The sequence below is a fragment of the Sorangium sp. So ce406 genome (assembly GCF_051474675.1).
Classification (GTDB): domain Bacteria; phylum Myxococcota_A; class Polyangia; order Polyangiales; family Polyangiaceae; genus Sorangium; species Sorangium cellulosum_G.
This window is the reverse complement of record NZ_CP150340.1, coordinates 9,543,635-9,556,163: the sequence shown is the minus strand read 5'-3', so window position 1 is coordinate 9,556,163 and position 12,529 is coordinate 9,543,635. Positions and strand designations below refer to the sequence as shown.

The window sequence follows — 12,529 nt, the reverse complement described above, 5'->3', positions numbered from 1 at the left end:
GCCTCGATGAGTATCCGATCGCGAGGGACATGTCAGCGCAGGCGTCGCGGAGAATCGGCTCCTGCAGCGCGGAGAAAGGCGATGCTCCGCCCACGCTGTTGCGCCGCCAACAAGGGTGGCCGTGGTTCCGTCGGGGCTCCGCCGGCGAGCTCGACATCAAGGCGTGTAACGATAGAGCTCGATCCAATCGTAGGTCGCGCTCGCCGTGCTCGTCTCGCCCGTCACGGCCCCGGCCCACGCCGCGCTCGACGACGCCCAGATCGTCATGAGCACGTTCTGCGGCAGCACCATGAGGTCGATGCGCTCCGTCCACTCGTGTCGGAGCGCGTCGTCGACGGAAAAGCGGGCGCCGGACGGCGTCCATTCGATCTGGTACGTGTGGAAGTCCTCGCTCGGGTCGAAGCCGAGGTCCACCTTCTGCGGATGCTGCGTCGGGGTGACGGATTGCGTCACCGGGGGCCGTACCGGAGCGCCGGTGTACACCATGGCGTTGAACTGCACGTCGTTCGGCTTGGCTCCGAGGCACTCGATGTCGAGCTCGTTCCAGTTGTCCGCTGGCCAGGGGGTGTAGATCGTGACAAGGGACGAGACGACCGCCGAGCCGCGGGCCAGCTTGACGCGAGCGCGCACGCGCCCGTACGTGAGTGTGTCGACGGAGCGAACCTCGGCACCCAGGAAGGACTTGGCCGCTCCGGAGCTGTCGACGGTGCCCGCCGGGGCCGGCGTGAGCCGAATCACCAGCTGGCCACGTTCGATGGTGGCGGCGGATTGCGAGAACAGCGCCAGATTCTCGGTCCAGGAATGTGTCATCAGCTGCCAGCGAGCCGCGTCCAGTCGATCGAAATCGTCGCGGAAGAGCAGGGTGAAGGCCTCTTCGGGCGCGGGAGGGCCGCCCGCCGAGCCGCCGTTCCCGGTGGTTGCCGCCGTTGCGTCGCTCGGGGCGCCGCCCGCGCCGCCCGCGCCGCCGCCCGCGCCGCCCGCGCCGGCTCCGACGCTGGAGGCGCCAGCCGCAGCCCCGGCCCCCGCCTCGGAGCCGTCCATTCCGGCGCTGGAACTGCCACCAGCCCCCGCGCCGATGCCGTCCCCGCCAGCGCCCGGCGCCGAGCCCGGGGGCAGGCTGGCGTCGTCACAGGCCAGCGCGGTGAGCGCGGTGAACAGAAGCGAAGCGAGCGTGTAGCGCGTCGAAGACATCATGGGCCCCACCTGGCGCACCGGGGGCGAGAGCGCTTCGCATTTTTTGCTTTCGGTCCGCGTCCCCGCTGCCGCACACTGACCTGGCCTTGAGCGCTCGGCCCGCGTTGTTCCAGCCCTTTCCGATGCTCGCCGGCCGGCGCGCCCAGGTATTCCGTCACCAGCCGCAGTACCGTCGGCCCCGGCACTTCCACGAGGAGCCGGAGATCAACCTCGTCGCTCGCGGCGAGGGCATCATGGGTGTGGGGGAGCGCGTGGTGCCGCTCGTGGCGGGCACGCTACTCTATTTCGCGCCGGGGCAAGACCACGCGCTCCTCGAGGAGAGCATGGATTTCGTCCTGTATGTCGCGGCGCTCCGCCCCGAGCTGGCGGCTCGCATCGGGGGGGCCGCGTCGAAGGTCGCGCTCGGCGCCGTGCAGCTCACGCCGGCCGCGCGCGCCGAGGAGCTCGCGCTGCTCGGCGCGCTCGATCGAGCGCGCGACACCTCGGTGGTGGAGCACCGCCTCGCGGAGCTCTTCGAGCGGTCGCTGTCGAACGTGCCGCTCCCCCACGTGGTAAGCCGCCGCATCTTCGAGCTCTTGCGGCGCGATCCGAGCCTCCCCGGGGCGGCCCTCGCGGCGCGCCTGCACACCGGCGAGAGCGGGATCAGCCGGCGTTTTCGCAAGGACGTGGGCGTGAACGTCGTCGAGTACCGCGCGCGGCTCAAGCTGATGCAGTTCGTCGCCGAGGTGGATCGCGGCGCGAGCTTCGCGCGGGCGGCGTATGCCGTCGGGTTCGGGAGTTATGCGCAATGCCACCGCGTCTTCACGCGCGCCCTCGGCTGCGCGCCCCAGGCCTATTTCGGCGGTCAGCGCGCGGCGCTGACCGAGATGACCCTGCCGATGCACGGATGAGCCGTCTCAGGCCGGGAGCCCGGCGTCGGATACCGCGGGTCAAGGCAGCCCGAGCCGACAAGCCACCTCCTGCAATCTGCTCTTCTAACCGCTGCTGAGCGGCTCCTTCCCGCGCGCGTCGGCGGCGAGGTACTGGCGCAGGTGACGGCGGAGCGAGACGCGCGTGATCCCGAGCGCGCTCGCGGTGCGGGTCACGTTGCCGCCCTGGGCGGCGTAGACCGCGAGGATATGCCGGCGCACGGCCTCCCCGAGCGAGGCGCTGCCGCGCGCCGGAGGGGACGGCCGCACCGAGCCCGGCCGCGGCGGCGCGCTCGCGCTCGCCCGCGAGAGCGCGCCGATCTCGGGCGGCAGGTGCTCCAGGTCGAGCGGCGCGCCGTGCGCGAGGAGGAACGCGCGCTCGACGACGCTCCGGAGCTCGCGGACGTTCCCCGGCCAGGGATACGCCTCGAGCTGCGCGAGCGCGTTCGGCGAGACGCCGCCGCCCGCGAGCCCCGTCGCGCCGCGCTGGCGCTCGAGGAAGTGCTCGACCAGCCGGCGGACGTCGCCGTCGCGCTCGCGCAGCGGCGGGAGCGAGAGCCCGAGCGCGCCCACGCGCTGGTGAAGATCGGGATGGAACGACCGCTCGATGACCAGCGCGCGGAGGTCGCGGCTCGTCGCGGCGATGACGCGCACGTCCGGGACCTGCGAGCCCTCGCCGCCGAACCGGCAGAGCGGCTCGCCGTCGAGCACGCCCACGAGCCGCTGCTGGAGATCGAGCGGGAGCGCGTCGATCTCGTCGAGGAACAGCGTGCCGCCCTGGGCGAGCTCGATGAGCCCGGGGCGCGCCGCGGGGCGGCCGTCTGCCCGCGTCTCCACGCCGAACAGCTCGTCCCCGAGGCGCTCGGCCGGGAGGCGCGCCGCGCTCACGGCCACGAACGGGCCGCCCGCGCGCGGGCTGCGCGGGTTGGATACGTGCAGGTACCGCGCGCAGAGCTCCTTGCCCGTGCCAGGCTCGCCCGTGATGAGCAGGGGCGCGCGCTCGTGCGCGGCGAGCCGCCGCAGCTCGTCCACCGCGCGCGTCCAGCGCTCGGAGGCGCCGACGAGGCGCACCTCGCTGTCATCCTCGACCCAGAGGACGCGCGTCATCATCCCGCCGCCAGGGGAGCGGAGGTGTTCCGTGCGCCAGGAAGGGGCTGCGCTGTCTTCCACATCGCATCTCCTGATTCGTGGGCAGACGGCGAGCGCCGCGTCTGCCATTTTCATTCGTGGGCAGAAGACGAGCGCCGCGTCTGCCATTTTCATTCGTGGGCAGAAGGCGAGCGCCGCGTCTGCCATTTTCATTCGTGGGCAGAAGGCGAGCGCCGCGTCTGCCATTTTCTACAACCCGTGCTGCACCCGGCGCAGGCCGTCACCAGGGATGGACCCCGACGAGCGACGGCGGCGGACGGCCCGCGACCGGCGGAATGACCAACGACGATGACGGTGGACAGATGCCGGAAGTTGTCCTCCGGCCAGCCACATCCACTCTACCGCGAACGGCGCTCTCGTGGAAGGGAGATCCCCACGGGACGGGGCCGGGGGGCGAGGAACTACGTGCTCAAAATTTGTGCGTGAGCGCGGACCTGGGTTAGTCGACCCGTGCACCCGAAAGGAGACACGACGAGATGAGCTCGAAGCGCAAGACCCCGGCCCGCACGAAGACCACGAAGGTCCCGACCCCGGTCGCCTCGGAGAAGCCGAGCGCCGTGCAGCCGAAGGGCGCGCCCTCTGCCCCCGCCGCTGTCGAGATGCCGTCTGCGTCCGCGGAGCTCGCGGCCGAGCGCGCGCGCGTCGAGGCGCCGAAGGCCGCGCCGCGGCCCTCGCGCGAGGAGCGGCACCGCCTCATCGCCAAGGTGGCCTATGGATATGCCGAGAGGGCCGGCTTCCGGAACAACCCCGTTGACGACTGGCTGAACGCCGAGCGCGAGGTCGACGCGCGGCTCGAGCGCCTCGCGAGCTGAGGCTCCCGCGGCGGCGCTGGCGCGAGATCCAGCGAAGGTGTCAAAGGTGTCCGCGGAAGGAAGGGGAGGGCCCCGCGACGCCGCCCAGCCCCTGCATCTGCCCACGATTCCCACACGACGAGCCGCTCCCGCGCGGCGAGCCCCGAAGACGCCCGGCCGCCTCGCCCCGCGGCCCGAGCGCGCCGCCGGGCGTCTTCGAGGCTCGTAGCCGCGCCGCGGGATGGGTATCCTCGCGGTGGGACGTGGGCGATGAGCCCACGGCTCGTCGTCGTCGTCGCCGCGCGTCGCCTGGCCCGCGAAGGTCCGTACCCGGAAGCTCTCCATGCATTCAGGCCACGTCATCGCCAACCGCTTCCTGCTGGAGCGCCTCGCGGGCTCCGGCGGGATGGGCGCGGTGTGGCGGGCGCTCGACCGGCAGAGCGGCCAGGCGGTCGCGCTCAAGGTGATCTTCAACCAGGGCCGGGAGCACGTCGTGCGCTTCCAGCGGGAGGCGCGCCTGCTCGCGGAGCTCGAGCACCCCGTGGTCGCCCGCTACATCGACCACGGCGTCACGGCCGACGGGCTCTACTACCTCGCCATGGAGTGGCTCGAGGGCGAGGACCTCGGCGCCAGGCTGTCGCGCGGGCCGCTCGGGATCGAGCACAGCCTGATGCTCGTCGGCCGCGTCGCCGAGGCGCTCGCCGCCGTGCACGCGCGCGGCATCGTCCACCGCGATCTGAAGCCGACCAACGTGTTCCTGCCGGGCGGCGACATCGGCAGCGCCAAGCTCATCGATTTCGGCATCGCGCGCCAGGCCGACGCGACGTACGAGCTCACCCTGACGGGCTCGGCCATCGGCACGCCCGCCTACATGGCGCCGGAGCGCGTCCGCGGCGACCTCGACGTCGACGCGCGCGCGGACCTCTACTCGATCGGGTGCCTCCTGTTCGAGTGCATCACCGGGCGCTCGCCGTTCGTCGCCCAGCACCCGCTGTCGGTGCTCGCCAAGGTGCTCTTCGAGGCCGCGCCGCGCCCGAGCACCTTCTGCCCCAACATCCCGCCGTCGCTCGACCTGCTCGTGACCCGGCTGCTCGCGAAGAACCCCGCGGAGCGCCCGGCGGACGCGGGCGAGATCGCCGCCGAGCTCCGGATGCTGAGCGTCGTCGAGGGCAACATGTCGAGCGGCAACGGCCTGCCGACGCCCGCGCTGACGAAGAGCGAGCGGCGGCTCGTCAGCGTCGTGCTCGCGGCCGAGATGAGCGCGGGCAAGCGCGGCCCGCCGTCGGCCCGGCCGCAGGCGATGGCGACCCCGGCGCGGGCGAACGATACGATGCTGTCCGGCCACGACCCCACCGTCGTGTCCGGCAGCAAGGACGCCCTGCCCGAAGGCCTCCTCGCGCCCGCGCCGTCGGTGCGGGCGCGGCCCGCCCCGCCGCCGACCACGCCGTTCCACGAGGTCCGGCAGGCCGCGCAGTCGCACGGCGCCGTGCTCGAGGTGCTCGCCGACGGCTCGGTCGCCGCGGTCGTCGCCGGCGCGGGCTCGCCGACCGACCTCGCCGGGAACGCCGCCCGCTGCGCGCTCTCGATCCACGCGCTCCTGCCGGGCGCGTGGGTGGCGCTGGCCACGGGCTGGGACGTCATCGCCGGGACGCAGGCGGTCGGGCAGGTCATCGACCGCGCCGGGGCGCTGCTCGACGCGCGCGTCCGCCACGCCTCGGAGGATCCGTCCTCGGGCCGGCCGGTGCTCATCGACCAGATGACGGCCGCGCTCCTCGGCGATCGGTTCGAGACCGCCGCGGGCAGCCAGGGGCCCACGCTGCTCGGCGCGCGCGAGCCGCAGGAGGGCGGGCGCAAGGTGCTCGGCAGGCCGACGACCTTCGTGGGCCGCGAGCGCGAGCTCCGGGCGCTCGAGGACCTGCTCGACGAGTGCGCCACCGAGGGGGTCGCGCGCGTGGTGCTGGTCACGGCGGGGGCCGGCGTCGGCAAGTCGCGCCTCGGCCACGAGCTCGTCCGGCGGGTCGAGGCGCGGAGCGAGCCGGTCGAGGTGTGGCGCGCGCACGGCGATCCGATGCGCGCCGGGGCGCCGCTCGGGCTGCTCGCGCAGATCGTGCGGCGCGCGGCGGGGATCGCGGACGGCGAGCCGCTCGAGGCGCGGCAGGAGAAGCTGGCGGCGCGGGTCGCGCGGCACGTCGGCGAGGCCGCGCGGGAGCGGGTCGCGGAGCTCCTCGGCGAGGTGGTCGGGGCGCCGTTCCCGGAGAGCCCGGCCCTGCGCGCGGCCCGGCAGGACCGCGCGGCGATGGACGAGCAGACGCGGCGGGCGTGGCTCGATTTCCTCCGGGCCGAGTGCGACGCGCACCCGGTGCTGATCGTGCTGGAGGACCTGCACTTCGGCGACCGGAGCACGGTGGAGTACATCGACGCGGCGCTCCGGATGCTGCGCCAGAAGCCGCTGCTGGTGCTGGCGCTGGCGCGCCCCGGGGTGCGCGAGGCGTTCCCGGACCTCTGGGAGGAGCGCGAGGCGACGGAGATGCGCCTCGGCGAGCTGTCGCGCCGGGCGTGCGAGCGGATCGCGCGCGAGGTGCTCGGCGAGGCGGTGCCGGCGGCCGAGCTCGCGGCGATCGTGGACCGATCGGCGGGCAACGCGTTCTTCCTCGAGGAGCTCGTGCGCGCGACGGTGGAGAAGCGGCCGCGGGGGGTGCCGGAGACGGTGCTCGCGATGATGCAGTCGCGGCTCGCGGCGCTCGAGCCCGAGGCGCGGCGGGTGCTCCGCGCGGCCGCGGTGCTCGGCGAGGTGTTCTGGCGAGGGGGGGTGGAGGCGCTGCTCGGCGGGGGCGGGCAGGTGCCGCAGCTCGAGTCGTGGCTGCTCACGCTGGAGAAGCGCGAGCTCATCGTGCCGCGGCCCGAGGCGACGCTGCGCGGGGAGGCGGAGTACGCGTTCCGCCACGGGCTCGTGCGCGACGCGGCCTACGAGATGCTGACCGACGCGGATCGCGCGCTCGGGCACTGGCTCGCGGCCGACTGGCTGGAGCGCGTGGGCGGGGACGAGCCGGCGGCGCTCGCGCTCGTGGACCAGCACCTCGGCCGCGCGGCGGACGAGGCGCTCGCGCTCGGGAACACCGACGGCGCGGCGGGGCACCTCGCGCGCGCGGCGGCGATCCGCGCGCGGGCCGGCCAGTTCGACGGGGCGATCGGGGCGATGACGCGGGCGTTCGAGCTGGCGGACGTGTCGCGGCGCGATCCGGAGGAGCTCGGCCGGTGGGTGGAGACCCTCTCGAAGGCGGTGAGCCACGCCCGGCGCGCGCCGTCGCTGGCGGCGGCCTCGGACCGGATCCTGTCGCGCGTCGACGCGGTGTCGCCGCTGGAGCTGCGGGTGAAGTCGCGCATCGAGCTCGCCCGCGCGCTCGGCGCGACCAACCTGTTCCGGCTGTCGCACGACCTGCTCGACGGCGTGTTCGAGATGGCGCTCGGGCACCGCGAGCTCCTGCGCGAGGCGCTGATGGTGGACCTGGAGGTCGCGTGCCTGCAGGGGCAGTTCGCGCGCGCGCGGCGCGCGGCGCTGGACCTCGACGCGCTCGGGCCCATCGACGACCCGCGGGCGCTGCTGTCGGTCGCCCTGGCGCGGGCGACCTCGGGGGATCGACGCGGCGCGATGGAGGCGCTGGTGCGCTCGGAGTTCATGTCGGATCCGGGCGACCGGGCCGCGGAGGCGGTGCGGGCGAAGCTGCTCGTGATGATCGAGCTCTACACCGGAGATTTCGGGGCCGCGGTGCTGGCGTGCGAGCGCGCGCTCGAGCTGGATCGGGCGCTCGGCCTGCGCTTCGACGGGGTGGTGAACCTGCACAACCTCGCGTACGCGTGCGTCCGGCTGGGCGACCACGAGCGGGCGCGGGCGCTCTTCGCGGAGTCGCTGGAGCGGGCGGACGAGGCGGGGTACGAGCGGGTGGCGGCCTCGAACCGGATGTACATCGCGTACCTCGACGGCGTGCAGGGGGCGGGGGACGCGCGCGAGCGGCTGAAGGAGCTCATCGCGCGGGCGGAGGAGCAGGGCTACTGGCACGACGTGCTGCAGGGCCGCTGGGCGGCGGCGATGCTGCTGAAGAACGCGCGCAACGACGCGCTCGCGCGGCGCGAGTTCGAGGACCTGCTCGAGCTGTCGGTGCGGCTCGGGGATCCGCTGCTGGAGAAGGACGCGCGCGCGTGGCTCGACCACGCCGAGCGGTGAGGCGCGGCGGGCGGGTCGCGCGGTGAGGCGCGGCGGGCGGGTCGCGCGGTGAGGCGGGGCGCCCGCGCGGTGAGGCGGGGCGCCCGCGCGGTGAGGCGGGGCGCCCGCGCCGGTCAGCGGGTCACGCTGGCGTCGGGGCCGGCGCCCTTCGGGGGCTCGTAGGGCTCGGGGCTCTTGCCGGCGGTCCTGAGGTTCACGAGCTTGTTGAGCAGGTCGAACCAGAAGGGCGCGCCGAGGGAGGCGGCGGCGGCGGTGATGAGGATGCCGGGGCTCACGAGCCGGTCGAGCACCCCGCGGATCCAGCCGACGATGCCCTGGCCGAGGATCGCCGCGAGCGCCTTCCAGAGCGTCGGGAAGCTCATCTGCTCGGGGGCCTGCACGCCCCACGTGATCTTGAGGTCGAGCCCGGTGAGCTGCTTGTGCGCGCCCCCGCCCTGGGCGAGCGCGGCCATGACGTCCTCCTCCGTGCCGCCGTCGAGCGGGGCGGCGCGGGGCGGCGTCTTCGCCATCTCCTGCGCCGCGGTGATCATGGCGGCGCGCACCACGGCGTCGCGCGAGAGGGCGCCCGCGAGCTTGATGCTGTCGGCGTTGAACCCGATGCAGAGGACGAGCGCCGTCGCGCTGATGATGAGCTGCGCGCGGCGCTTGTAGCGCCCGGCCGCGCGGTCCATGGCGTCGTTGAACCACCGCTCCAGCCGGATGTTGGCCTCGCGCATGTCCCTGACCGTGTAGTCGACGATCGTGGAGAGGGCGCGCCGGAGGTCGCTCTCCCCGGGCAGGCGCTCGATGATGCTCCGCAGCTCGCCGAGCGGCGCCTCGTCGCAGCCTGGCGGCGCGGCGGAGCCGGCCGGCGCGGGCGCGGCGGAGCCGGCCGGCGCGGGCGCGGCGGAGCCGGCCGGCGCGGGCGCGGCGCTGGCCGGCGGAGGCGAGGGATCCGCGGCGCTGTCCGGCGCGGGGGCGGAGAGCGCGGAAAGAGGCGCGGAGCCCGCGGCGGTGGGGGGGGTGGCCGCCGTCGCGGCGCCGACCCGCGGGAGCGACGGGGCGCCGCTCCCGGACCAGTCGATGTGGCGCAGCGTGTCCATGAGCGCGGCCACGAACGCGTGCGACGGGATGTAGGACGGCCCCACCCAGCCGTACTTGAGATCCTTGATCAGCGGGTGTTGCCGGAACGCCGCCGCGAGCGGGCTCGGGGGCGGTCCCGGCATCAGCCGGGTGCGCACGAGAACGGCGGCGCCGCGGATCAGGCGCTTGATCACGGGCTCGCTCGGGGCGGCGCCGCGGACGGCGGCCTCGCGCGCGGCGGCCTCGCGGGCCGCGAGCGACCGGAGGACGTGCGGGTCGAGCGCGCGGTCGGCCAGCAGGATCTCGATGCTCTGCGCCAGGTTCAGCGCGCGCAGCCGGAAGACGCCGGCGAGCGCCTCGTGGATGGCCGAGCAGAGGACGCTCAGCAGGAAGAAGACGCTGACGAGGCCGATCGCGATGTCGAGGGTCGTTCCCATGGGCAGCCGGCAGGGCAAGGCGCGCGGCGGCGCGCGGCGCAGGCCGGCGCGCCTCGCGGCGCTCCCCCGGCCAGCGGGACAGGGAGGAAGAGATGGCCTTGCGAGCGCCCGCCCCCCTCCGCGGCAGATGGATCAGCATACGCCACGCGGCGTTCCGGAGCGAGCGCGCTCGATGCCCCGGGATCTTGGTCTACCATCCCGTCCCCGTGACGAGCACCACGCTACCCCCCGAGTCACACAGCGACAGCGAGCCGCAGCTGCGCACCTCCTGGGCGCAGGAGAGGGCCGACCTCGACCGGACGCAGCGACCCAGGCGCGACCGGCTCATGCACGAGCCGCCGCCGGCGTCGCCGCCCGGAACGCTCGTCATCGACGACACGCGGCGGCCGAAGATCTTCGTCATCGACTACGACGCCGACGTCGTGTCCGAGAAGGAGATCCAGTCCCTGGACGAGTGCATCCCGTTCCTCACGGACGATCGGCCCTCGATCACGTGGGTCGATGTCCGAGGGCTCGGACACAAGCCGACCTTCGAGCGGCTGGGCGAGATCTTCCGGGTCCACCCGCTCGCGCTGGAGGACATGGTCAACGTGCCCCAGCGGCCGAAGGCGGACGTCTACGGGGGCGAGCACGTCCTCATCATCTCGCGCATGGCGCAGGTCAATGAGCGCTGCGAGCTGCGCACCGAGCAGCTCGCGATCCTGGTCGGCAAGAGCTTCGTCCTGACCGTCCAGGAAGAGGCCGACTGGGACGTGATCGAGGTGGTGCGGGAGCGCATCCGCGTCGGCCGGAGCGCGGTGCGGCAGCGGGGCGCCGACTACCTGGCGTACGCGCTCCTCGACGCGGTGGTCGACGGCTTCTTCCCGGTGCTCGAGCGGCTCGGCGAGCGCATCGAGGACCTGGAGATCGAGGTCCTCGATCCGAAGCGGTCCATGTCGAAGCCGATCCACGACCTGAAGCGGGACCTGCTCACGCTGCGGCGCGCCATCTGGCCGCAGCGCGACCTGGTCAACGCGCTGCTCCGCGAGGACAACCCGATGATCTCCAAGGACACGCGGCTTTACCTGCGCGACACGTACGATCACTCGGTGCAGCTCATGGACATGGTCGAGACCTACCGCGAGCTGAGCTCGGGGCTCATGGATCTCCACCTTTCCGGGATGTCGAACCGGATGAACGAGATCATGAAGGTGCTGACGATCATCTCGACGATCTTCCTTCCGGTCACCGCGATCGCGGGCATCTACGGGATGAACTTCCACCACGAGAGCTCGCCGTACAACATGCCGGAGCTCGACTGGTATTACGGCTATCCGCTCGTCTGGTGCCTGATGCTGGCGAGCGTCATCGGCCTGCTCACGTACTACCGCCGCAAGGGCTGGCTCGGGAAGGACGGCGACAGCCGCTGATCTGCGGCAGCGGCAGGGGGCGCGCCGGCGCTGCGCTGCGTCGCGGCCGCGGGGGGCGGCGCGGCGGGGCGGCGGGGTGATTTGCAGGTGGACGGGCGGACGACGGCAGGGGGCGGGGCAGGCGTGGAAAGGGGAGGGGTCCCACGGAAGGCGCACCGGAGGGGACGCGCGCGTTGCGCCCGCGGAAATGCGTCGCATTGAATTGGTCGCGCCCGCTGGCGGCGGTATACTCTCTCGGTTATCGAGATGAGGATTCGCGAACGCTGGATCGCTGGCCTGCTCGTCGGTGGAGCGGCGCTCCTCGGCTTCGCCTGCTGGAAGGGGAGCCTCTCCGCCGCCTCCGACGCCGCCGCGGGCCTGGAAGGGCCGCCGGGACGCCTGCGCTTCGAGAAATCGCTCGACGTGTCGGTGTTCCAGCGCGGGAACATTCATACACACACGTCGATGAGCGACGGTGACAGCGAGCCGCGCGAGGTCGTCCGCTGGTACCGCCAGAACGGGTATGCGTTCGTGGCCCTGACGGACCACAACCAGCGGGTCGATCCTGCGATGTTCCAGGGCTTCCCGGCGACATCGCATTTCGTCGTCATCCCGGGCGAGGAGATCACGATGACGGCGGAGGGGCGGCAAGTGCACGTGAATGCGCTCTGCGCGCAGGGGACGATCGGCGGCGGGAATTTCCCCACCAAGGGCGAGGCGCTCCGGTGGGCGATCGAGCGCGTACGGGCCGAGGGCGGCGTGGCGCTGATCAACCATCCGAATTTCGACTGGGCGCTCTCGGCGGCCGACCTCCTGGCGGCGCCTCGGGCGGAGCTGCTGGAGATCCAGAGCGGGCACCCGTACGTGCACACGGACGGGGACGCGACGCGGCCGTCGCACGAGGCGCTGTGGGATACGGTGCTGACGGCGAGGGGGGCCGCCGGTGGGGCGATCGCGGGCGTCGCGGTGGACGACATGCACCAGCTCGTGCCCGACTCGGGCGCCCCGCCGTCGGGGCCTGGCCGCGCCTTCATCGAGGTGTTCTCTCGCGAGGTGTCGAGCGCCGCGATCTGCAGCGCGCTCGCCTGGGGCCGGCTCTATGCGTCGACGGGCGCGAGGCTGCGGAGGATCGCGATCGCCGACGACGCGTTCTCGGTGTGGCCGAAGGCGCCGGACGCCACGGTCGAGTTCATCGGGGCCGGCGGGCGCGTGCTGGAGAAGCAGCGGCCGGTGGCGGGGCGGGCGACGTACCGGCTGCGCGGGGGAGAGCGGTACGTGCGGGCGCGGATCACGCGGCCGGACGGGAAGCGGGCGTGGACGCAGGCGTACGCGGCGGTGGAGTAGGGGCGAGGCGCTCCACCGCCGCGGTGGTCCACCC

8 protein-coding genes are annotated in these 12,529 nt (G+C 73.6%); 5 read left to right on the top strand and 3 right to left on the bottom strand.

Annotated elements, in window-relative coordinates; all coding sequences use genetic code 11:
• Nucleotides 1-156 precede the first annotated feature (156 nt).
• Nucleotides 157-1,194 carry a glycoside hydrolase family 16 protein gene (locus WME96_RS35805; RefSeq protein WP_437286073.1) on the bottom strand — a complete coding sequence of 346 codons (1,038 nt, stop codon included), beginning with the start codon at nt 1,192-1,194 and terminating at the stop codon, nt 157-159.
• Between the two features lie 122 nt (nt 1,195-1,316).
• On the opposite strand from WME96_RS35805, the gene WME96_RS35800 reads away from it, so the two are divergent.
• Nucleotides 1,317-2,084 (top strand): AraC family transcriptional regulator, encoded by a 768-nt coding sequence (locus WME96_RS35800; protein WP_437286072.1) that lies wholly within the window; start codon nt 1,317-1,319, stop codon nt 2,082-2,084.
• An 84-nt stretch (nt 2,085-2,168) separates the two neighbouring features.
• Here the strand turns inward: WME96_RS35800 and WME96_RS35795 are convergent, their stop codons facing one another.
• Entirely contained in the window at nt 2,169-3,212 is a 1,044-nt protein-coding gene (locus WME96_RS35795) for a sigma 54-interacting transcriptional regulator (protein ID WP_437286071.1), read from the bottom strand.
• Nucleotides 3,213-3,727: 515 nt separating this feature from the next.
• Here WME96_RS35795 and WME96_RS35790 point away from each other — a divergent pair.
• Both WME96_RS35790 and WME96_RS35785 read left to right on the top strand, forming a co-directional pair.
• The gene (locus tag WME96_RS35790) at nt 3,728-4,063 is read left to right on the top strand and encodes a DUF2934 domain-containing protein (RefSeq protein WP_437286070.1); all 336 of its coding nucleotides are present in this window, start codon (nt 3,728-3,730) and stop codon (nt 4,061-4,063) included.
• Nucleotides 4,064-4,385: 322 nt separating this feature from the next.
• The gene (locus WME96_RS35785; protein WP_437286069.1) at nt 4,386-8,264 is read left to right on the top strand and encodes a protein kinase domain-containing protein; all 3,879 of its coding nucleotides are present in this window, start codon (nt 4,386-4,388) and stop codon (nt 8,262-8,264) included.
• Between the two features lie 113 nt (nt 8,265-8,377).
• Here the strand turns inward: WME96_RS35785 and WME96_RS35780 are convergent, their stop codons facing one another.
• The gene (locus WME96_RS35780; protein WP_437286068.1) at nt 8,378-9,763 is read right to left on the bottom strand and encodes a hypothetical protein; all 1,386 of its coding nucleotides are present in this window, start codon (nt 9,761-9,763) and stop codon (nt 8,378-8,380) included.
• Nucleotides 9,764-9,969: 206 nt separating this feature from the next.
• Between WME96_RS35780 and corA the strand changes: the two genes are divergently transcribed.
• Nucleotides 9,970-11,172 carry a magnesium/cobalt transporter CorA gene (gene corA, locus WME96_RS35775; protein ID WP_437286067.1) on the top strand — a complete coding sequence of 401 codons (1,203 nt, stop codon included), beginning with the start codon at nt 9,970-9,972 and terminating at the stop codon, nt 11,170-11,172.
• A 246-nt stretch (nt 11,173-11,418) separates the two neighbouring features.
• A complete protein-coding gene (locus tag WME96_RS35770; protein WP_437286066.1) occupies nt 11,419-12,495 on the top strand; it encodes a PHP domain-containing protein in 1,077 nt (358 codons plus the stop codon).
• Nucleotides 12,496-12,529: the final 34 nt, after the last annotated feature.